At 64.5% G+C, this 23,454-nt stretch carries 11 protein-coding genes and 1 tRNA gene; 10 read left to right on the forward strand and 2 right to left on the reverse strand.

Annotation, left to right across the window (positions count from 1 at the left end):
• Position 1 precedes the first annotated feature (1 nt).
• Positions 2–11,002 (forward strand): PKD domain-containing protein, encoded by an 11,001-nt coding sequence (locus ACJMK0_RS03700; protein ID WP_405235621.1) that lies wholly within the window; start codon positions 2–4, stop codon positions 11,000–11,002.
• Positions 11,003–11,217: 215 nt separating this feature from the next.
• Positions 11,218–13,761, forward strand: coding sequence for a protein kinase domain-containing protein (locus tag ACJMK0_RS03705; protein ID WP_405235623.1), 2,544 nt, complete (start codon positions 11,218–11,220; stop codon positions 13,759–13,761).
• Here ACJMK0_RS03705 and ACJMK0_RS03710 read toward each other — a convergent pair.
• Positions 13,758–14,318, reverse strand: coding sequence for a sigma-70 family RNA polymerase sigma factor (locus ACJMK0_RS03710; protein WP_405235625.1), 561 nt, complete (start codon positions 14,316–14,318; stop codon positions 13,758–13,760). The genes ACJMK0_RS03705 and ACJMK0_RS03710 overlap by 4 nt on opposite strands.
• Before the next feature lie 167 nt (positions 14,319–14,485).
• Here ACJMK0_RS03710 and ACJMK0_RS03715 point away from each other — a divergent pair.
• Positions 14,486–14,562 (forward strand) — tRNA-Arg (locus tag ACJMK0_RS03715).
• A 190-nt stretch (positions 14,563–14,752) separates the two neighbouring features.
• On the opposite strand, the gene ACJMK0_RS03720 is transcribed toward ACJMK0_RS03715, so the two are convergent.
• A complete protein-coding gene (locus tag ACJMK0_RS03720; protein ID WP_405235627.1) occupies positions 14,753–15,352 on the reverse strand; it encodes a hypothetical protein in 600 nt (199 codons plus the stop codon).
• 684 nt (positions 15,353–16,036) lie between these two features.
• On the opposite strand from ACJMK0_RS03720, the gene ACJMK0_RS03725 reads away from it, so the two are divergent.
• From ACJMK0_RS03725 to ACJMK0_RS03755, 7 genes are all read left to right on the forward strand, one after another.
• On the forward strand, positions 16,037–16,300 hold the full coding sequence (locus ACJMK0_RS03725; protein ID WP_405235629.1) for a hypothetical protein: 264 nt from the start codon (positions 16,037–16,039) through the stop codon (positions 16,298–16,300).
• Positions 16,301–16,886: 586 nt separating this feature from the next.
• The gene (locus tag ACJMK0_RS03730; RefSeq protein WP_405235631.1) at positions 16,887–17,123 is read left to right on the forward strand and encodes a hypothetical protein; all 237 of its coding nucleotides are present in this window, start codon (positions 16,887–16,889) and stop codon (positions 17,121–17,123) included.
• A gap of 51 nt (positions 17,124–17,174) precedes the next feature.
• Positions 17,175–17,597, forward strand: a complete 423-nt coding sequence (locus ACJMK0_RS03735) for a hypothetical protein (protein ID WP_405235633.1) — start codon at positions 17,175–17,177, stop codon at positions 17,595–17,597.
• A 101-nt stretch (positions 17,598–17,698) separates the two neighbouring features.
• Positions 17,699–20,605 (forward strand): serine/threonine-protein kinase, encoded by a 2,907-nt coding sequence (locus ACJMK0_RS03740; RefSeq protein ID WP_405235635.1) that lies wholly within the window; start codon positions 17,699–17,701, stop codon positions 20,603–20,605.
• Between the two features lie 107 nt (positions 20,606–20,712).
• On the forward strand, positions 20,713–22,395 hold the full coding sequence (locus tag ACJMK0_RS03745; protein WP_405235637.1) for a PEP-CTERM sorting domain-containing protein: 1,683 nt from the start codon (positions 20,713–20,715) through the stop codon (positions 22,393–22,395).
• Positions 22,392–22,985 (forward strand): peptidoglycan-binding domain-containing protein, encoded by a 594-nt coding sequence (locus tag ACJMK0_RS03750; RefSeq protein WP_405235639.1) that lies wholly within the window; start codon positions 22,392–22,394, stop codon positions 22,983–22,985. The genes ACJMK0_RS03745 and ACJMK0_RS03750 overlap by 4 nt, the downstream gene beginning before the upstream one ends.
• 125 nt (positions 22,986–23,110) lie before the next feature.
• Positions 23,111–23,431: an antibiotic biosynthesis monooxygenase family protein gene (locus ACJMK0_RS03755; protein WP_405235641.1), complete on the forward strand. Its 321-nt coding sequence runs from the start codon at positions 23,111–23,113 to the stop codon at positions 23,429–23,431.
• The last annotated feature ends 23 nt before the right edge of the window (positions 23,432–23,454 follow it).

Below are 23,454 nucleotides of genomic sequence, written 5' to 3' on the forward strand. Positions count from 1 at the left end.
GATGCTGCCCGGCACCGCAATCGATCGCGCGGCGCCGATCTTTTCGTGCGGCCGCAGGAGCGGCCGCCTGCCGAGGCCGACCGTCATGCTGAACCGCCCGCCGTTGTCCCGCACTGCACGCACCCTCTTCGCGCTGTTTACCGTCTTTCTGCTGCCAATGCTCGATACGGCCGGGGTGAGAGCCGACACAACGACCCTCGAGGTGGTGGATTACGAATACGCCGGTGCGCGCCGGGTGAGCCGCACGGACTACGAATTCACTTACCGGATTACCGTACGCAACGGCGGTGATGCGCTGGCGAATGTCGTCGCAACGGCAGCCAGCTCGGCCCCTTTCACGACGATCGTTGACGCAACGGTCGACGTCGGCGATGTTGCTGCCGGCGCTACGGTTCTGACCACTGATACCTTCACGTTTCGCCAGAACAGACGGTACCGCTTCAATCCCGACAGCATCGTCTGGTCGTTCGCCGCCGATCCCGCGGGCCCGACCAACACGCCGCCGGTCGCCGATGCCGGACCGGACCAGAGCACGACCACCAATACCGTCGTCACACTGAACGCCAGCGGCTCTACCGACGCCGACGGTGATGCGCTGAGTTACCTCTGGACGTTCCTGCAGGTCCCCGCTGCCAGCAATGCCGTTCTGGATGACCCCGCGGCGGTCATGCCCGAGTTCCTGGCCGACCGGCCCGGCGACTACGTGGCTCAGCTCGTGGTCAACGATGGCAAGGACCAGAGCGCTCCGGATACGGTGACCGTGTCCACCAGCAATACCCGGCCGGTCGCCGATGCCGGTCTCGACCAGACCGTCACGGTAGGCACCCGCGTCGTGATTTTCGGCGATGCGTCCGAAGACGCGAACGGCGACGTACTGACGTACGCGTGGCGATTGGCGGATCGCCCGGTCGGCAGCGAAGCGACTCTCGAATCGACAAGCGGCATCGACACCGCTTTCACCGTGGATGCGGCCGGCGAGTATGTCGTCGAGCTGATCGTGAACGACGGCTACGTTGACAGTCTGCCGGATTCAATGACGGTGACCACCGCGAACTCCCCGCCGGTGGCCGATGCCGGCGACGACCAGTCGGTCGTGGCGGGAGAGACCGTCGTGCTGGACGGGAGCTTCTCGTTCGATGTCGACGACGATGCACTCACGTACCTGTGGTCGCTGCTGGAGCAGCCGGATAGCAGTTCCGCCGCAATTCTCGATTCCGGCGCGGCGACGACGAGTTTCCTGGCGGACCAGGATGGCCTCTACGTGGCCCAGCTGATCGTCGATGACGGGACCACTGCCAGCGATCCCGACACGGCGGTGATCGAGGCACGCAGCCCAAACGAGGTTCCGGTAGCGGTGGCGACGGCAACACCCGCCGCGCCGGAGCCCGGGGCACTCGTCGAGCTCGATGGCAGCGCCTCGAGCGACCCCGAAGGCGCCGACCTGTCTTATTCGTGGACCCTGGCTGTGCCTGCCGGCAGCAATGCGAGCCTGACCTCGGCTACCGATGTGGCCACATCGTTCGTCGCCGACGTGGAGGGCAGCTATACCGCAACGCTGGTGGTTGACGACGGAGAGCTCGCGAGTGCGCCGGCGACCGTGACCGTTCCGGTGGCCGTGTCGAATAATCCTCCCACTCTGGCCAGCATCGGCAATCGGGTGATGTTCCTCGGCGAGAGCCTAGCCTTCCGGATCTTTGGCATCGATCCGGACGCCGGCGATACGCTGCGCTACTCCCTCCCGGCAGGCCCGGACGGCATCGGCATCGATCCGGTCTCCGGCCAGCTGAACTTCACGCCTGACGCGACCCAGCTTGGCGCCAATGCCGTCACCGCGAGGGTGGAGGATCAGGGCGGATTGTCCGATACGCGGACTTTCACGATCGAGGTTCGTTCGTTACCCGCACAGCTTCCTGACAACGGAGCGCCCGTGCTGGATCCCATTGCCGGTCGCAACGTGCCAGTGGGCACTGCGCTGACGATCCAGGCGGTTGCATCCGACCCGGACGACGATCCGCTCACGTGGACCCTGCCCGCGGCGCCCGCCGGCATGACGATCGACGCAGACGGGTCGATCACCTGGTTGCCGGGTGCGGCGGACGCCCGTGCCCACGACGTCACCGTGCAGGTCACCGATCCCGCCGGCGCCGCCGCCCTGCAGAGCTTCATGGTAACCGTGAGCCCGCTGAACCGTGCTCCGGTGGCCGTAGACGACCTCTACCAGGCGCGCATCGGTGAAACCATCAGTGAGACCGTGCCCGGTGTGTTGCAAAACGACTCCGACGCCGACGCTGACCCGCTCAGCGCTCAGCTCGTTGCGACCACGACAAAGGGCGTGCTCGACTTCCGCGCCGACGGCTCCTTCGACTACACGCCCGGGCTGCCGGAGCCCATCGGGCCGGTCGAGCTCGAACTCCTGTGCGAGTCCCCGATCTCGGCCAACGATTTCCAGCACAACGGCACGGTCGCCGTCGGCGACGTGGACAACGACGGGCAGGCCGAAATTGTCGGCTACAACTGGATCACCAACCCGGGCCGCGCCGAGCTCTGGATCCTTAACGCGGCCGACTGCACGCCCGAGCTGGCGACCTCTCCCGCGGTGGTCGCGGCCGGCGGCTTTGCGCAGGGCTCGCACCCGGGCCTGCTCGACATCGATGGCGACGGCGACCTGGAGATCATCGCGCCGCGTGAGGCGCTGCCGCAATCCCAGGTCTTCGACAGTCGGCACCTGCTGGCCGTGCACCACGACGGCACCCCGGCCTGGCCGGGTGACGGTGGCAGCGCCACGAGCCCGACGCTCGGCCTCCCGGCGGCCGGCTCCAGCAGCGGCGCCTACCGCTACACCGGCCCGACCTTCGCCGACATTGACGCCGACGGCGTAGTCGAGATCGTGATGCCATGGCACATCATCGGCAGCGTGTCCGTCTACCTGCGGAGCGGCATCACTGTCTACGACAGCCGCGACGGCAGCATCAAGTGGGAGTACACCGGCCCCGACCAGCGCGCCGATGCGGACTACAAGCCGCCGGTCGTCGCCGACCTCGACCGCGACGGCACCATGGAGATCATCCTCCACACGCAGGTCGTGGACCATACAGGTGGTCTCGAGTTCGAGCTGCCCGTTGAAAGCTACCTCGGCGGTCCCTCGAGAATCACCACCCATCTCTACAGCGCCGTGGCCGACTTCGATGGCGACACCTTCGCGGAGATCGTCGCCTACGACCAGCAGAACGTGTACCTCTTCGAAGAGAACGGGGCGCTAGCCTGGCAGCGGCCCTTCGTCAACAACGGCCAGAGCCAGGTCACCGTGGCCGATCTCGACGCGGACGGCGAGGTCGAGTTTGCCTTTATCGCCGGTACCGGCAACCTGCCGGGCTACATGGTGGCCTTCGACACCGACGGCCAGGTGCTCTGGAGCCACGCTGGCAACCCTGAGCTGTCACCACCGTTCATCAACCGGTCGACCGGGCCGAACATCACGGCGTGGGATGCCAATGCCGACGGCGCGGCCGACCTCGTGGTCCATTACGACAACGGCATATCCGCACAAACCGGTGTCTACATCTTCGATGGCCGCGACGGCTCCGTGCTCGAGTTCGTGGCGATCGATTCGTACTTCACCGAGCAGCGCTTCATGACTGTCGCCGACGTCGACGACGACGGTACGGCCGAGCTGATCAGCTCGTTCACTTCAGGCGGTACCGGCGCGACGCGCGTCTGGCGCGGCACGACCGCGAATCCGCTGCCGGCGGCGCCGGGCGTCCGCAACCAGTGGATGTTCGACCAGACGCGCATCGACGACGCGGCCAACGTCCTGACCGACCCGGAGCCGGCATGGCTGCAGCCTGGGCGCAACGGTTTCCACCTGGTCTCGGATCCGCATCGCGTGTACACGCAGACCCAGTGCGAGCTGCCCTTCAATGGGCCCCGGCCTACCATGACAAATGGCACGGTGGCCGTCGGCGACGTCGACAACGACGGCGACATCGAGCTCGTCGGCATGTCCTGGATCACGAATACGTTCACCGGCGAGTTCTTCATCCTCAACGCCGAGGATTGCTCGGTACAGCTTCCCGCCAGCCCGCTGGTGCAAGTGGCGGCAGTCGGCGGCGTGCGCGTGGGCTCCCATCTTGGCCTGCTCGACATCGACGGCGACGGCGATCTCGAGTTGATCGCGCACCGCCTCCGGGAGCCGAACGGTGGCTTCGATCCGACCCCCTCCCTGGTCGCGGCCCATCACGACGGCACCCTGGCCTGGCCGGGGAACGGCGGTTCCGAGCCCACCGGTCGGACCTATATTGGTTACTCAGAGCCGAACTCTGGTCCGACCTTCGCCGATCTCGATGACGATGGGACCGTCGAAATCCTCGTGCCGTGGAATGCCGGCGGCTGTGGTGCGAGCGTTTCGTGCTCCGGGGTCACCGTCTACAACAGTGCGGACGGCTCCCTGAAATGGGAGTACCAGGCTGAGCCGAAGCGGGACGGTGTCAATAACCAGCCCATTGCCGTCGTCGATCTCGACCTGGACGGCACCATGGAAGTCATAGTTCACAATCACGTCGTCAGCCACGATGGCGAATTCGAGTTCCGGTTGCCGATTCGTGATGCATTTTCGACGACACCCGGCCAGGGGCTGTACCTGCACACGGCCGTCGCGAACTTCGACGACGATCCTTATCCCGAGATCGTCGGCCGCAGCAGGGACTGGACGTACCTGTTCGAACACGACGGTACGCTGGCCTGGGAAATTGCGCGGGAGACGCCCTCCACCAGCGCGATTTCCGTCGCCGACTTCGACGGCGACGGCCAGGTCGAGTTCGGCTGGATGGACGGCGACTACAGCGTGTTCAGCTCGGGCCTGCCGCGTTACCTCGCGGTGTTCGATACCGATGGCACGCCGCTCTGGAGTCACGCGAATCGGGACCGGTTCCAGGAGCCCTCCGGTTTCGCCGGGGGCGCGCGGCAGGGTGTGACCGCGTTCGACGCCAACGCCGATGGCGCCTACGACCTGGTGGTTCATCTCAACGCCGAGAACGGCAACGGGCTCTACATTTTCAGCGGCCGCGACGGCAGCCTGCTCGAGTTCATGCCGGTGGACCGCTATGCGCCGTTCCATCGCTTCCCGACCATCGCCGACGTCGATGGCGACGGTGAGGCAGAGATCGTCACGTCCTTCAATACGGGTCTAAGGGGCACCGTGCGCGTGATCGGGGGCACGGAGGCGAAACCCTTGCCTCCCGCGCCGCAGGTCCGCACCCAGTGGATATTCCATGAGGGCTACGCCGACGCCGACGGTGACGTCCTGTCCAACCCGACGCCGCACTGGCTGCGGCCGGAGCTGAACGGCTGGAACCTGATCAAGCGGGCGCCGGACCCGCTGGCCGGCACGACCGACGCCTTCACCTACCAGGTTTCGGACGGGCAGAGAACCTCGAACATCGCCACGGTGACGTTCGATGTGCAGCCGGCCGGCACACCGCCGGCGTTCCTCAGCGAGCCGGACACCCTGACCACGGTCGGTTTCCCCTACGAGTACGCCGCGAGGGTCGTCGATCTCGATGCCGGGGATACGGTGAGCCTGTCGCTGGCCGCGGCGCCGGCGGGCATGACCCTGTCGTCGACGGGACGGCTGAATTGGACGCCGGACGCCGTCGGCGAGTATGCGGTCAGTCTCATTGCCAGCGATACCATCGGATTCTCCACCGTGCAGTCCTACACACTGGTGGTCGGAGAGCCCGTCGTCGTGCCGGATGTCGTCGGCCAGTCGGAAGCTGCCGCCGGAACCTCGCTGACCGGCGCCAACCTCGTGGTCGGAAGTAGCGTAGCCGTTACGCACCCGTCCGTACCGGCCGGTTCGGTGAGTTCGCAGGCGCCGCCGGCCGGCTCGGTGGCGGAATTCGGCGCACAGGTGGATCTCGTGGTGTCCACGGGTCCCGCTCCATCGGACATCGACGACGACGGCGACGGCTTCACCGAGAACCAGGGCGACTGCGACGACGGCGATGCCGCGGTCGCGCCCGGCGCCGCCGACGAACCGGCCGATGGCATCGACGCGAACTGCGATGGCATCGACGGGGACCTGGCACTCGCGAGCATCGTCATCTCGCCCGCCGGTGCGACCGTCCTGACCGGGCAGAGTGTCCCTCTGAGCGCCACGGGTATCTTCGCGGATGGTACCAGCCAGAACCTCACCGGCGTGGTCGGCTGGTCCGCCGGGCCGCTGTTCAGTTCAGCTGATCCCGGCAGTTTCATTGTCACCGCGACGAGAGGGGCCGTCAGCGGATCTGCGACGGTGAAGGTCGTCGCGCGTGCGACGGGTGACACAGTGCCTCCGACGGCGTCGCTCACTTCTCCGGCGGCCAACGCCACGGTCACTGAGCCGGTGGAGGTCCTCGGTTCCGCGGCGGACGGCAACTTCCTGAAATACGAGCTCGCCTATGCGCCTGCCGGTGAGACCGACTTCACGACGATCGTGACGAGTACCGCGCCGGTCACGAACGGCCCGCTCGGCCGCTTCGACCCGACGCTCCTGATCAACGACCTCTACACGCTTCGTCTCACCGTCTCTGACACCGGTGGCAATCAGTACGTGGATGAGGCCACCGTGCAGGTAGACGGCGGTCTCAAGGTGGGCAACTTCACATTAAGCTTCACCGATCTCGAGATCCCCCTGGCGGGTATCCCGATCACGGTTACCCGGACCTATGACAGCAGGGACAAGGCGCAGGGAGACTTCGGTATCGGCTGGCGGCTGGACGTCAACACGCTGCAGCTGCGAACGAACCGGGTGCCCGGGACGGGCTGGCGCGTGGACAGGTCCGGACTCGCGTTCGGCCTGATCCCGACCGATCAGCACAAAGTGAGCCTAACTCTGCCGAACGGCAGGGTGGAAGAGTTCGATCTCGTCGTCTCGCCGCGCCTGTCGCCGCTGGTGCCGTTCCCTGCCTCCTCGCTGCGCGCCAGCTTCGCTGCGCGCCCGGGTACGCTCGGCCGTCTCGAGAGCCTGGCCAACAACACTCTCACCATATTCGATCCGCAGCCGGGCTCGGTTATCCTGGCCGACGACGTTACGGGCGACACCTACGACCCGGAACTCTTCCGCTACACGGCCCCTGACGGAACGCGAATCGTCATAAGTCGGCTCACCGGCGTGCGCAGCATCACCGATCCAAGCGGCAACGTGATCACGTTCACCCCGGATGGGATCACGCATTCGTCCGGCCGCTCGGTCGCGTTCCGGCGCGACGGCGAGGGCCGTATCATCAGCGTGACCGATCCGGCGGGCAACGAGCAGGTCTACAGCTACGACTCCAATGGTGACCTCGTCTCGCACGTGGACGCGGAAGGCCACAGGACACGTTACGCCTACGACCGAAATCACGGGCTCATCCGCGTGACGGATCCCCTGGAGCGGGTGATCGCGCGTACGGAGTACGACCAGGACGGACGGCTGATCAGCGTGACGAACGCCGCGGGCCGCACCATAGAATACGCGCGCGATCTGGACGCCCGCCAGGAGGTTGTCACCGATGCTGCCGGGAATGTGACCGTGCTGGAGTACGACCGGCAGGGCAACGTGCTGCGGGTCACCGATCCGCTCGGTGGTGTCACCGTCAACAGCTACGACGCCGACGGCAACCAGACTTCGACGACCAACCCCCTCGGTGAGACAACTACGCGCAGTTTCGACTCCAGAGGCAATCTGCTGACGGAGACGAATCCTGCAGGAGAAACTTCGACCTACTCCTACGATCAGCGGGACAGGCTCACGTCGACCACCGATCCGCTCGGGCGGACGACCCGCTACGAGTATGACGCGGCAGGGCGTCTGACGCGAACCGTCAATGCGCTGGGCATAGCCGAGGAGATCAGGACCTACGATTCCAATGGCAATGTGATCGTCCGTACGGACGCTAACGGTAACCCGACCCGGTTCGAGTACGATGCGTTCGGAAACCGGATCGCTGAGATCGATGGCCGAGGCAATCGTTCGACGACCAGCTACGATCCGACCGGCGCCATAGTCTCGGAGACCGATGCGCGGGGCACGACCGTCAGCACGACTGTCGACGGCCGCGGACTGTTTACGTCCAAGACCGACCCGCTCGGCCAGACCAGTACGTTCACTTTCGATCCTACCGGTGCATTGACAACGGCAGCCGACCCGTTCGGCAACTCCTCGGCTCTGGCGCTTGACGCGAATGGGAAAGACATCTCGTACACGGACGCGCTCGGGCAATCCGTCACGAGAGCCTACGATGCGCAGGGCAATCTCGTCGCACTGACGAATGCCAACGGAGAGACGACGCGCTACGAGTACGACCCGCTCGGAAGGCGAACCCGCACCATCAGTCCCGATGGTGGCGAGGTGGTCCTGACCTATGATCTCGCGGACCGGATACTGACCGAGACTGATGCCCTGGGCAACGTGACCAGCTTCGAGTATGACGCGGCAGGCAGGAACACCCGTCGGACCGATGCCCTCGGGAATTCTACGACCTTCGCCTACGACGCGGCAGGCAATCTTGTCAGTCAGACGGACGCGAAAGGCAACACCTTCGAGTTCGAGTACGATGCGCTCGATCGCCTCATCCGTAGTACCTATCCGGACGGCGTCTCCGAGACAAAGACTTACGACGGGCTCGGAAACCTCCTGAGCGAGACTGACGCGCTCGGTCGGACGACGAGCTACACGTACGACAGGGACGGCAATCTGGTGGCGGTTGACGAACCGGGTGGTGCGACGACCCGGTTCGAATACGATGCGGAGGACAATCTCGTCCGCCAGATCGACGCACTTGGTCGTGCCACGCTCTTCGCCTATGACGCCAACGGGCGTCGCACCAGCAAGACTTTCCCGGACGGTACGGTCGAATCGCAGACCTACGACGCCGCAGGCCGGATCGCGACTACGACGGACCCCAACGGGGATGTCACGACGCTTGAATATGATGCGGGAGGTCAGCTGATCGGCAAGCTTTTCGCTGACGGTTCGGAGGAATCCTACACGTACTCCCCGTCCGGGCAACTGCTCTCCGCGACTAACGGGCAAGGCGTGACAGCTTACGAATACGATTCGATGGACAGGCCGACACGGATCACTCAGCCCGACGGTAGCTACGTCGCCTTTTCGTATGATCGGAACGGCAATCGGATCAGGCTGGTAACCGGCATCGGCATCCGGATACCCCGGGTTACGACCTATACCTATGACGCCCTGAACCGGATTTCCTCGGTCACGGATCCGGATGACGCAACGACGTCCTACACCTATGACGCGATCGGCAATGTGTCTTCGATCACGTATCCGAACGGTGTCTTATCCTCATTCACCTATGACAGCCGCAGCAGACTGGTGAACCTGAGGCACACCCGCGGTCTCGTGCTGATCGCCGATTACGACTACGAGGTCAACGCCGCCGGCGACCGCACGCGTGTGGTTCACCCCGACGGATCATGGGTCGATTACGCCTATGATTCCCAGCGTCGGCTGAGCCGGGAAAGTCATTACTCTGCTGTCGGCACCAAGCTCTACGAGCAGTCGTATACGTACGATCTCGTCGGCAACCGTCTCAACAGGGCTAACCTGAGCGGCCAGAGTGTTTCCTACACCTACACGAGTGCAGACCAGCTCATAGCAGCCGGCGACAGCAGCTTTGGCTACGACGCCAACGGCAATCGTCTCCTGCGGTCGGATCCCACGGGGGTAGCTACCTACGAGTTCGATCCCGAGAACCAGCTACGGACGGTGACCACTGCAACAGGCTCCGTGCACTACAGCTATGACGCCGTCGGTGAACGCCTGTCACGCTCCGCAGGCGGGCTTACCACGAACTTCCTTGTGGACCCGATCAACCCGACCGGTGTCTCGCAGGTGCTGGCCGACTACGGCGAGTCCTACGAGCAATTCGCGGAGTACACCTGGGGCAGCGAACTGATCGGGCAGGATAGAGGCGGGGTAGATCACTATCATCATCGCGACGGAAGCCTGAATGTGCGCGCGCTGACGGATGCGGGCGGCCAGCTGACCGATACCTATGACTACAATGCGTTCGGCGAGCTGCTCGGGCGGAGCGGAGATACACCCAATTCGTATCGCTTCGCGAGTGAGCGCTTCGGTGATCCAGAGGGCCTGACCTATCTGCGGGCCAGGTACTATGATCCGGCCAGTGGGCGCTTCCTGAGCCGGGATCCCTTCGAGGGCATACTCAGGGATCCGGTCTCGCTCCACCGGTATCTCTACGCCAACAGCAATCCGATCAGCAACAGCGACCCGACGGGCCAATTCACTCTGAGCTCGGAGCTCAAGGTGGCGCTTACGATCGCGGTGACAACGTCCGTGGCTTTCGATCTTGCAAGCGGTGTCAGGAATCCCACGAAGATAGTCGCGAATGCAACCGTGTCCGCAGTGTTTGCAGCGGTCGGTGGTGCTGCGTCCGCGCGATTGACCGCGAAGCTCTCACAGAAGGTTGTCTCGACTCTCACCTCTCAGCTCGCACGCAAGGGTATGGTGTTCATCAGTATCGCCACCTCGAAAGCCATGGTCTCCACGTTACTGTCTGTGGTTGAAGGTGCGACTACCGACGCCATCGGTTCGACCTCAGGGTCGGTGAGCCGAGCCAATATCTTCAAAGTATTCGTGATCAACCTCGGGGTGGAGGTCATCACACTGGGAATCGCGCCTGTTTCGTTCAATGCCAACGACGTGACGAAAACAGCGGCTGCGAGCGCGGTATTGCAGGACTCCAACAACTTCAGGGGTCTGCGAGCCTTTCAGCGTTACCTCGCCAGTGGGGGAGATGATCTGATCGCGTTCCTGCAACGGAGCGGGAAGGGCAAGAGCGCAAACAACGTGGCGAACGTCACTCTTGAGGCGATCGCGGACGGCGCGAACGTCGTCTTGCGACAAACGTTCCTGACCAAGGGTATATTCAGGTACGAGAGTCAGGTCCGTGAGTTCCTCAACGCGCTCAACCCGCTCGTGCAAAAGCTGGCTACAATCTGATGGCTGTCAGGCCGGCGCCGTGCCGCTCGGGAGCTTCGACGAGCGCTGTCGCATACCTCTCATGCCCTGCGATGTCTCGCTTTATTTTTCCGGCGGCAGTAATCTCTCCCGTTTCCGGATCGACCTGAACGGCAGTTGATGCGTGAGCTGCGAGGACGGATCTGGCCGACATTGTCTGGCGGGTCAGCGTATCGACTGATACAGCGGGTAATGGGATGACTGAAGCGGGGCGGTCGAAACGCGTCCTCGATATCTGCGACGAGGCAGTCGTTCTTGGTGACGAGGCCCGGATTCGATTTCTCGACAAGGTCTGCGCCGGCGATCCCAAGCTCCGTGCATCGGTCGACTCCGTCCTGCTCGCCATCGAGGAGTCCGGCAATTTCCTGAAACTGCAGCTGCCATCCGACGGGGTAGAAGACGGATTCATCGACCGTACCGTCGACAACTATCACATCCTCGAGCGACTCGGCGAAGGCGGCATGGGCGCCGTGTATCTGGCGGAGCGCCGCACAGAGGAGTTCAAGCAACGCGTCGCCATCAAGTTCGTCCGCGGCGCCATGCTGGCCCGGGAACTCGTGAAGCGTTTCGACGCCGAGCGCAAGATCCTGGCGGGCCTGAATCATCCGTACATTGCCGCCCTGATCGACGGTGGCCGCACCTCGGACGGTATCCCGTATCTCGTGATGGAGTATGTCGAGGGGCTGCCCATCGACGAATACTGCGACGCTCGGAGGCTCGGGCTCCGTGAGCGAATCCGGCTACTGCAGAAGGTTGCCACGGCCGTCCAGGCCGCACACCAGAATCTCGTGATTCACCGTGACCTGAAGCCCTCCAACGTGCTGATTACGCAGGACGGTATTCCGAAGCTCCTGGACTTCGGCATCGCGAAGCTGATCGAGGATGCCGAGGCTCAGGCACCCGGAGATGTTACGGTCATCGGACGTCAGGCGCTGACGCCGGATTACGCGAGTCCGGAGCAGATACTCGAGAATCGCGTGACGACGGCGAGTGACGTCTACACGCTGGGCATACTCGCCTACCAGCTACTGGTCGGCGAACGACCGTACCGCCTTGAGACGGGAAGCCACCGGGACATGGTCCGCACATTCGAGGGCCTGACGGTTCCACGTCCCAGCACGCGGTTGCAGCGTATACGGGAGGCTGATCAGCGCAACGCGATAGCACGGAGCCGGGCAACATCGGTCGGCAAGCTGCAGCGCGCGCTCGAGGGAGATCTCGAGAAGATCCTCATGATGGCCCTGCGTCAGGAACCGGACCGCCGCTATGCCTCGGTTGCGCAGTTCTCCGAAGATCTGGATCGCTATCTCGCCGGGCTACCGGTGAAGGCTCGCGACAGCGGCATGGGCTATCGGCTGGGCAAGTTCATCCGGCGGAACTGGATCGCCAGCGCTGCAGTAACGATGGTGATCGTATCCCTGGCAGTCGGGCTGCTGGCTTACGCCACACAGGCTCGCGAGGCGGCCAGGCAGCGAGATATCGCCAGGGAGCAGGCGGCGAACGCAAGGGACACCGTGGACTTTCTCAAGGCGGTGCTGTTCGCCGGTGATCCGTTCGCGACCTCGGAGAAAGAAGAGACTATCGCCGATGTCCTGGATTACGCCGAAGCGAATCTCGCTAATGCGTACGCGGACTCTCCCGGTTCTCGCGCGACGATTCTCGTCGCGCTCGGCGATATCTTCGTCGCAAGGGGAGATTACGAGCGCGGCCGCAATCTGTCTCTCGAGGCTCTCGCTATCTACGACCGGATGGCCCAGGCAGACGGCAATGCGGCCGCCAATGCGCATCGGGCCCTGGGCCTGTCGCTGTACTATCTCGGCGATTACGAGGCGGCGGCACGGGAATTCGACACGGCGATATCGCTGTATCTCGAACAAGACAGCCCGGACTGGAGCGGGCTCGTCCGGGCCTATGACCAGATGGGCAACGTACAGGGCGAACTCACGACCGAGGCGACGGCGGCAGAATATTACGAGCGGGCCCTCACGCTGTATCGGCAAGAGAAGCTGGAAGACTCGGAGCAGCTGGTCACGATCCTCAATAATATCGCGACGGATCGTATGCAGCGAGGCGAATACGAGCAGGCCGAACCCGTGTTTCTGCAGGCTGTGGATGCGGCCCGCAAAGGCAATGTGGGCCCTGTCAGACAGGCCATCCTGCTCTCGAATCTCGCCGGCGTACAGAAGAACACGGGCCGCCTGGACCAGGCGGTGGAGAATTACAAGGCGGCTGCCAGGACCCTGACGGACGTCCTCGGCGAGGGCCATGCCGAGACGATCACCTCGCTCACATCCCTCGCGAATCTGCATAGGCAGATGGGTGCGGCGGGCGAGGCCGAAGCGGTCATCCGCCGCGCGGTTGCCGGCGTGAAGGCTTCAAGCGGGACGAATCCGTTCATTGTCTCCTACGTCGAAAACGTAGGAGGGATCATCCTGTGCGAGCAGGGCGACGTAGGGGAGGGAACGTCGCTGGCACGGTCGTCGTTGCAGAGCCGGCGGGAGTTATTGCCGGAAGGGCACTGGGCGATAAGCTCCGGTGAGAGCGTCCTCGGTCTCTGCCTTACGATGGCAGGCGCATACGCGGCGGCGGAGGACCATCTTTTGCGGGCGCTCGATCATCTGACTGAGACCCGTGGTCCGGATCATGAGGTGACGGAGAGCACGCGCGAGCGGGTCATCGACTTGTACAAGCGCTGGCAGAAGCCCGAGGAAGCGGCGCGATATATTTCCGCAACCAATTAGTCCCACTGTCCTTTTTTCATCGCCCGGTAGAGCCAGCCCCGCGCCACCTCCCAGTTGCGCTTCACCGTCGCCGGCGAGATGTCGAGCACTTCGGCGGTCTCCTCGATGGTCATGCCTCCGAAGTAGCGCAACTCCACGAGCCGCGCCCGGTCTGCGTCCACCTCGGCCAACCGTTCGAGTGCCTCGTGCAGCATCAGCGCGTCGGTGCTCGGCTCCTGCAGCGCCGGGAAGATACCGCTCAGCGTGACCTGTATCCCGCCATCGCGTTTGGCCGAGTCTCTTTTTCGCGCTTCATCGATGATAATCTGACGCATCACCGTGGCAGCCATGGCGAGGAAATGGGCGCGATTGCGCCATGCCACCCGGTCCATATCCACGAGGCGAAGATAGGCCTCGTGGACCAGGGCATTCGGCTGCAAGTCCGGGAGATTGCTTTCGCCGGCTGTGTAACGTGCCGCAATGCTCGTCAGTTCGCTGTAGAGGCTCTCGACCAGAGCGGCTCGCGCCTCTTCGTCACCGCTGTTCCACTGGAGCAGCAGCTCGGTAATGTCGGACAATCAATTCTCTCCACTCGTAGCCCTGTCTTTCAGTCTATCAGCAGTAGCTTGTTCGCCGGTTTCAGCGCCGAAGGCGCCGAACCTGGGGTGAGGACCGGGTTGGACGTGTGCTGGACGCTGAGAGTACAATCCCTCCGTTTCCCGGCACCCGCCGGTTACCCGCATCAGCGCCCGTAGCTCAGCTGGATAGAGCGCTGCCCTCCGAAGGCAGAGGTCGCAGGTTCGAATCCTGCCGGGCGCGCCAATTCTTCCCTTTTATTTCAGTGGCTTACGAGCGGCTCTCCTGTACCGCCGTGCCGGCAATTCTCCGATTGTGGGAGATTTGTGGGAGGGGCGATCCGAAGGACAGTGTTCGGCCCCACTCCATGCCGGCTATTTCACGTTCTTGTTGCGGGTCCGGATTGCGTGATTTTCTGCAGTTGGCGTGAGTCGCGTTACCGCGCTGATTCCAGTCCTGACTCGGCACGCTCGGCAAGATGGAAATCCGGATGAAGGAAAAAGAACCGGGTTCTCTCGTCTGGCAGCCGTGAATAAAAACCCAACGTGAAATCGCCGTACTGTTCTGCGAAATCGTATTGCGAGCCGGCGATCGTACGGAGGCGACGATGGAGATCCACCGCCGCGGCCCCAGATCCGTCAAGTTCCAGGTAGCAGATGGTTGCTCTGCAAAGTCGGGAATAAGGAGGTGGATCGTTTGGCGCATAAGCATCCGACATTATCCTGTCGAGTGCAGCCGCGGATCTTTCGCCCCATCGGGTCTCCTCTTCCGCCAGAAACTGCTGGTCAATATCCACCATGAGCCCTGGCAGATCTGCGAATGCCCGATCTACAAGTACCTCTCGCAGAGTTCTTGGTCCGAGCCCGGCCGTCTGTTCGCCAGGGTCGCTGACAATCATCGACTCCATGGGCTGTGGATCGGCCTGTCTCGGGATGGATACACGGTCCGCTGCGTTCAAGTCAATTTCATGTCCCCCGAGTCCGCCTGGCGGCGTCTCGGTACGTTTCTGCGCGGGTTCCTCGATCTCGGGATACAAACCAAGTTCCGATATACGACTGCCGGTGGGTTCCCTGCTTGAGCCATCGGTAAACAACCAAATAGACAGACCGCCAAGGGCTCCGATTAGACCGATGAGCAACTTGCTAGTCACCCGAGCCACGATGTCAAAGTGGACCGATGAGCGGCGTCATTGCGTTCCTCAATTGATCGACGATCCCGTTGCAGACGATAAAGGTGCTACAACCGGCACCGATGGACAACTGCCGATCTGCGATGAAATCACCAAGTGGTAATCCCTCTTGAATGGGAATCCCCTGCGGTGTGTGGCGCTCCACAGTTCTCTGCTCGGGGGCGGCAATCGTTGATTGAGACGCTCCTTCCGCCTCTGGCCGCAAAGCCGACTTAAGCCGAGAGGTCGCGCCTGATAGCTAATGGTCCGCTATGAGGGTGGAAGCGGACTACTTCGGATCGCGGAAATCTAACCTCAAACAGTCGGGAATCGGCCAGGAGCGGCCGCTCACATTAGCCGTCATTAAACAACTGTCAGTCCCAGTAATATATCCAGACTTCTGACAATGCGCCCGAATCGCTCTTGTGCATTCGAGTCACTACAGAGTACGTTCAAATTCGGTGCATACATCGTTAATGTGACCCCGCGTGACTCCGCAGCTATGATTGCCTGCAGTTGGCCGAAGAACAGGGATATAGAATTATGGAGACTATGAGCTGGATCTTCGTAGGAGTCCTAATTCTGGCTGGCGTTGAATTGATCGCCGTTCTGACCGGTCGGCTCCAGCAACAATTGCGCCGAGATTCAGTTTCCTGCGGTTTATTGCTTGGCCTGAGCCTCTTGGTGCTGATCGGAGTTGGCGATAAAGTCTTCCCGCCTGCGAGCACAAAGTGGGCTTTCACTGGTTCTGTTCTGCTATTCAATATCGGGTTGGCCGGCTGGATTTTAGGACAGAAGCTACTGTCGTCCCGATAAGCCGACAGCCAGCAGGCAGACGCTGGATTGAGTACAGGCCAGAGAGCTATCTAACGTCCGCTTCGGGTCGACTCCCGACATCATAACTTAACCCAAGCTTAGGGCTGCTTTCAGGAGCAAAGCCGCCGTACGTACGTCCGTCATCTCCGATACGCCCTGGATTCAGCAAAGACCAGCGACCCAGAGTTACAGCACCGCCCGCTCGAAGTGCCGACTGTGGGAGATTTGTGGGACTGAGTGCGGCAGAGTCCTGAACCGTACTGAAAATGCAATGAGCGTCGCGCCGGATAGTGTTAATTAATTCAGTACCTTGGGAGTGAAGAGGCGAGCTCCGAAGGCAGAGGTCGCAGGTTCGAACCGAGGGCAGCGAAGCTGCTGTCCAATCCTGCCGGGCCCGCCAATTCTTCCTTAGTTCATTCCGATCACATGGTTTACACCTTGTTCCGGACACAGGGTTAACACTTTGTCCGGGACCAGTGACCCGGAAACGGGTTCGATGCACAGTCCGCGCGAACCCCACGATTTCCACAGCATTTCCAGAGGTTGCTCCGTCGCCATAGGCGGCCGCACGCGGTAGAACTATCCCGTGAGCCGCAGCAACCGCTATTTCTCGACCGAGCCCCACCTGATCCGGCGCTGGAACGGGCTGGCTCTGCTCGTGGTGCCCGCAAAGCGACGCGTGAGCCACGTGCCCGTCGGCACGCTCGCACGGGTGCTGCGGCGTTTCCCGGGCATCGAGGTCTTCGATATCCGGGGGAATCGACTCGGGCGATTCCGCTCCGACGCCGTCGGCCGCGCCGAGGCGGATGCTGACGACGCCTGACGGGAGGAGGCGATCATCGAGATCTTCGACCAGTGGCACTACGCCGATCTTGTGCAGATCTACTCGCGGGCGCTGCGCGTCTGGCGCATGCCCCAGCGGGACGTCGATCAGACTATCGCGACGCTGGAGGACCGCCTCGCCTGGTTGCGGGACCTGCGCGACAGCCTGGATCGCTACGAGGCGGGCTCGGACCGGCCTCTCTCCGTGGAATTCTCAGGGCCCGCCGACGTGATCGTGCAGAGCCATCTCCCGGACGATCTGCAAGCGAGCCGGACGCGCCGGGGCATCCGGGACACGGAGGAGCGCTTCGAGGAGATTCTCTGGGACTGGGACATCAATCCGATGATGTGCTGGCAGACCATGGCCTCCATCATGGACGAGCGGGCACTCTGGCTGCGCCGCCAGACGCCGGTGCTGCAGGCGAATTCCGAGCGCATCCGCGAACTCCACGGGCGAGTCGTTCGCCTCAGGTGATCTCGTCGGCGGCTGGATAGAGCCCGCCGTGCGGGCAAGCGTGAGCGTTTCCGGGCCCCGAAGCTGCTATAAGGGGCAGGATCCTGACGCGGGGGCCCCGCATGACCGACGACCAGGAACGCTGGCAGCGCATCAACGCCTTGCTCGAATCCGCTCTCGAACGCGACGAGTCGGAGCGCGACGCCTGGCTGCGCGAGGCCTGTGCGGGCGATGCGGCGCTGTACGAGGAAGTCATGCAGCTGCTCGCTTACGACGGTGAGCAGACCGAGGATATCGGCAGTGCCATCCGCGAGGTAGCCGGCTCGCTGGAGCCCGGTCTTGCCGCCTCCATGGACGGACGCCGGATCGGGGCGTGGCGTATCCGCCGCAAGATCGCAGACGGCGGCATGGGCTCGGTCTACCTGGCCCATCGGGTCGACGCGGACTTCGAGCAGACGGCGGCGATAAAGCTCCTGCCGCCTCACCGCCTGGATCCTGCGGCGACCGCCCGATTCGTGGAGGAGCGCCGCATCCTCGCCTCGCTGGAACACCCCAACATCGCGCGGCTGATCGACGGCGGCATGCTGGACGACGGCGTGCCCTACATCGCCATGGAGTACGTGGACGGTGTCAGCATCGAGCACTACTGCCGCGACAACGCGCCGGACAACGAGGGAATCCTGCGGCTGCTGCTGAAGGTCTGCGATGCCGTGCAGTACGCTCATCGCAAGCTCGTGATCCACCGCGACATCAAGCCGAGCAATATCCTCATCGACCGGCAGGGCGTGCCGAAGCTCGTCGACTTCGGCATCGCGAAGCTGCTGGACGACGACGCCGCGGGCAACGATCTCACCCGTGCCGATCAGCGCATCATGACGCCGCTGTACGCCAGCCCCGAGCAGATCGCCGGTCAGCCGATCACCACCGCCGCGGACGTCTACGGCCTCGGGCTGCTCGCCTATCGGCTGCTGACCGGGAGGATGCCTTACACCGAGACGTCGGAGCGGCCCGCCGACGTCGCCCGCGCCATCCTGTACACGCCCGCCGAGCGGCCCAGTGCGGCCGTGACCTCCGACCGGCCCCGCGAGGCCGAGCACCGGACGGGCGGCCGCAGCGAGCGCTGGGTGGAGCGGCAGCGCCGTGCGCTGAAGGGCGATCTCGACGTCATCCTGCTGAAGGCTCTGCGCAAGGAGCCGGAGCGCCGCTACGAATCCGTGTCCGCGTTCGCCGACGACCTGCGGCGCTACCTCGCGAACCTGCCCGTGCAGGCGCGCCCCGACAGTTTCGGTTACGTGGCCGGCAAGTTCCTGCGCCGCCACCGGCTGCCGGTGGGCATCGCCGCCGCGCTGCTCGCGGCCGTGGTGGGGCTCACGACCTTCTACACGGCACAGCTCGCCGCTGAGCGGACGACGGCCCAGCAGACTGCCGATTTCCTGGTCTCTCTGCTCGACGCCCGCAACCCCTACCGCGGTCAGGACGGCACGGTCACCCTCGACCACATCGTCCGGCGGGGCGCCGAGCGCATCCGCGACGATGCCGATCTCGCTCCCCGCGTGCAGGGGCGGCTCCTCACGACCATCGCCGACGTCTACTCGTCGATCGGGCGCACGGAGGAGGCCGGCACGCTGATCGACGAGGCGCTGGCCCTGCTGGCAGCGGGGCTCCCGGCCGACCACCCGGACGTGGCGATGGCGCTGTACGTGCAGGGCAAGATCCTGCGTATCACCGGCGACTATGCGGGCGCCCGGGCCTCGCTGGAGCGCTCCCTCGCGATACGGGAGCGCGAACAGGGCAGCAACTCGATGCCCGTGGCGCAGATCGCGAGCATGCTCTCGGCCGTGGCGAATGCGGAGGGCGACAACGAGACCATGTGCCGCTGGGCCGAGCGCTCCTACGACATACGCCACGCGCTGCTGGATGCCGACGACGCTTCACTCGCGCCGGGCATCAACTCGCTCGCCCTGTGCCACTGGCAGCGTGGCGAGCTGCAGCAGGCGGCCGGGTTCTATCGGGAGATCCTGCGCATCCAGAAGGCGCAGCCCGCACCGAACGACGCCGCCATCTCGAGCACGCTGCACAATACCGGCCTCGTCTTCTACGAGATGGGCGATTACCGCAAGGCGGCGGAGACCTACGAGGAGTCCATCGAGCGGCGCATCCGGAGCGTCGGCCGCGCAGACGCTGTCCTGCCGCTGACGCTCTACTCGCTGGCGACCACCCGCAACCAGCTCGGCGAGTTCGTCGCCGCCCGGGAGACCTTCGAGCGGCAGATCCTCCTCCAGGTGGAGGCGGTCGGCGCGGATCACCCGGAGCTCGCCTTCTCTTTGACCGGTTACGCGTTCCTGCTGGAGGAGATGGGCGAGCTGGATCCCGCCGCGGCCGTGCTCGAGCGCGCCGCCGCCATCCAGCACGCCGCGCTCGCGCCCGACAACCCGGACCTTGCGCCCACACTCATCGCCAGTGGCAACGTGGCGCTGAAGCGTGGCCGCCTCGTCGAGGGGCGGGCGCTGATGGAGCGCGCGCTCGCGATCCGAATTGCCGCGCTGGGCGAGAAGCAACCGAGCACCTGGCGCTCGCGCACCGCGGTGGCACGGGCGGCATTCGCCGCCGGGGACTACGCCGACGCCCGCGAGCGGCTGCAGTCGGTGGTCGACGGGAAGAATGCGCTGGGCCGGCCCGAGCACCCTTACGTTGCCGAGGCGCTGGGCTGGCTCGGCAGGACCGAGCTCGCCGCCGGTGATGCCCCCGCCGCCGTCACCCTGCTCGAGCGCGCTCTCGAGCTCGAGCGCCGACAACTCGACGATGGCCACCTCGGCATCCTGGAGCTGAGGCTCGCCCTGGCCGAGGCGCTGGCCGGTGCCGGCCGGACCGCGGAAGCGAAAGCGCTGCGCGAGGACGCCGCCCTGGCCCGGCGCGAGATTCTCGAGGCCTGGCGGCAGGCGTTCGCCGAACGGGTGGACGTGCTGGCCGCACTGGACGGGCAGCAGGCCTCCGGCGGCGTGCCCCGAGGTTCCGCCGACCCTTCGTGATCGCTTTTCCCTCCGTTTCCTGCTTTACAGGATAAGGGGCGCTCTGCCGCCCCGATCCGGCGGCGCGGAAGACGCCGCCGACCGACAACGGTAGGGAGAGCGTAGCGATGAAAACAACAATAAACAGGATGGCCGTCTGCCTCGCGACCTGGGCACTGGCCGCGACGGCCTCGATAGCGTGGGCGGACCCCGCCATCTACGACCCGGGATCACTCGGCTTCGAGAGCGAGGACCAGAGCATGTGGGGCCCGGGCGAGGCGTTCCAGCTGGACGAGGAGTATTTCTTCGGCCTGGAATGGGACGAGAGCACGTCGTTCGGCAGTATCAACAACTTCCCGGGCACCGGCGGGACCATCACGAATCCGCTGTACACGACCTGGTCGCTGGCGCTCGCCGGCTGCACGGCAACCGGACTTTCCCGCGACGTCTGTATCAACGGCGCAATCGGCATCCCGGGTCTCGGTGACGCGCCGTCCCGGACCATCTCGAATCCGGTTCCCGCCGTGCCTGTCGGCGCGGAGGTTACGCTGGCGACGGACGGCCGGGTCGGCTTCGAGTTCGGCGTCACCATCGACAGCGGTTCCGTCGACGCGGCCGTGGGCTTCGACAACGTGACGGCAACGATCCCGGATGCGATCGAGGCCGGCGCGAACGGCGGGCTGGTGAACCTGAACCCGACCGCCGATCTCACCGGCGACGACCTCACCAGTCAGTTCCCGACCATCGTGCTCACCTCGGGTCTCGTGTTCGACATCTACGCCGGCATCAGCGGCGAGGCCTGCATCGGCGGCTGCGTCCCCATCAATGCCAGCATGAACGTGAACCCCGACCTGCCCATCGTCTCGTTCAACGAGGACGGCGAGGGCGGCATCGAGTGGTTCGGCGGCAACCCCTTGCTGGAGGCGGTGCTCGGCGCCGGCGGCGTCTCGCTGCCGACCGGGCTGCCGGCCGAAGACATCCCGCTGGCCGGCGGACTCGCCGAGGTGGATCTGTTCCTGCCCCAGCCGAACGCCAGCTACGACGGCACCGACGGCACGAGCCTGTTCGCCAGCGGCCAGGACGATCTCATCAACCTGACGCTCGACTTCGACAACCTGGTCTCCCTCGTCGCCACCCAGGGCGCCACCCAGAACCTGTACGGCGGCTCGCTGGACCTGGGCTTCGGCTCCGCCAGCTGGGACTTCGTCGACGTGGACTTCGGCCCCGCGCTGGACCTGCGCCAGGAGTTCACGCTGACGCCCACGCTGATGGTGGATCTCGCCTTTTCGCGGCCGGTGGACTATCTCGGACAGATGGTCGACTTCGTCGGCGGGCTAGAATGGAACGCGTTGCCGGACTTCATGTTCGGGCTCGGCGAGACGCTGGTGACGCCCACCTTCTACCTCGGCTACGAAGGCCAGCGCAACGTCGCCGGCTTCCTGAACGAGCTGTTGCTGGACATCAACGGGCTGCTCGAGATCGACCTCCTGACCTTCGGCATCTCCATCGGCAAGGATCTGGGCATCCTAGGCGACTACACGTTCAACCGTTCCTGGGGCCTCGGCTCGCTGGTCGAGGAGTTCGATATCGGCCGACTGTCGCTGTTCGATCTCGATTTCGGCCTGGGCGGTTTCAGTGAGTACCAGGCCTCCTCTTTCCTCGTGAGCGTCGGTGAGGCCACGGCCGTATCCGAGCCCGGTTCGCTCGGCCTGCTGTTGCTGGGCCTGCTGCTGCTGGCCGTCGCTGCCAATCGCCGGCGGTCCGTGGCGGAACCGGAGACTATTTCTGCAAACGGAGGAGCACTGGCATGAAACTCGCGATTCTGTATCTGTCGCTGGGGCTGCTCGCCACGGGGCCGGCCTTCGCCGGCGACGACGAGGCACGTCACGCCGTGCGCGGCGCCGGCGTCGTCGACTGTGCGACCTTCCTCGCCGAGAAAGGGGCCGCTTCGGATGCCTACGTGATGATGGGCGGCTGGATCGACGGCTACATCACGGCCTACAACCAGCTCTCCGAGTCCACCTACGACATCACCACGTTCCAGTCCACGGAGCTGCTGGTCACGGTCATCGAGGGGCACTGCGAGGACAACCCGCAACACCGCCTGTTCACCGTGGTGAGTTCCATCGCGGAGCAGCTGCGCGAGCAGCGCCTGCGCGAGGCCTCGCCGATCCTGAACGTGCGCGTGGACGGGAAGGCGACCCGGCTGTACCGGGAGACGGTCGCCCGCATGCAGGCCCGCCTGAGCGAGGGCGGGCACTACGACGGGCCGGCCTCCGGCAACTACGACGCCGCGACCCTGGAGGCCGTGCAGTCCTACCAGGCGAGCATCGGCTACGAGCCCACGGGCTTCCCGGATCAGGCGACCCTGTGGAAGCTGTTCGCGGGCACGGACTCCTGAGCGACTGAACGGGTCGGTGCGCCGGCAATGGCAATGGCAATGGCCACTGCCGCAGCGCCGGTCCGTTGGCAGGCGGGGACGCGCGCGCTACGGTGACGGCATGCAGCCAGCCGGAGCACCCCGCCATGATCTTCGTCTTCGAGGTCCACATCAGGCCCCATTACACCGCCGAGCAGTACGCCGACGCCTGGGTACGCGCCAGCCGCATCATCCAGCGGGCGACCGGCGCTCGCGGTACGCGGCTGCACCGCAAGATCGACGACCCGCACGTGCTGCTCGCCATCGCCAGGTGGGAGTCCAAGGAGGCGCGGGACGCGATGGAGTCCACACCGAACGAGCGGGTGCAGGAGATCATCTCGGCGGAGGCCGAACACGTGGACATCCGCGTGATCGGCGAGTTCGAGGACCCGGAGTGGGTCGTGGAGCCGCCGGCCGGATCTGACTGACGGAGTATTGTCGGGCGAGCGTC

The sequence above is a fragment of the Lentisalinibacter orientalis genome (assembly GCF_040706535.1).
Lineage (GTDB): Bacteria > Pseudomonadota > Gammaproteobacteria > Steroidobacterales > Woeseiaceae > Lentisalinibacter > Lentisalinibacter orientalis.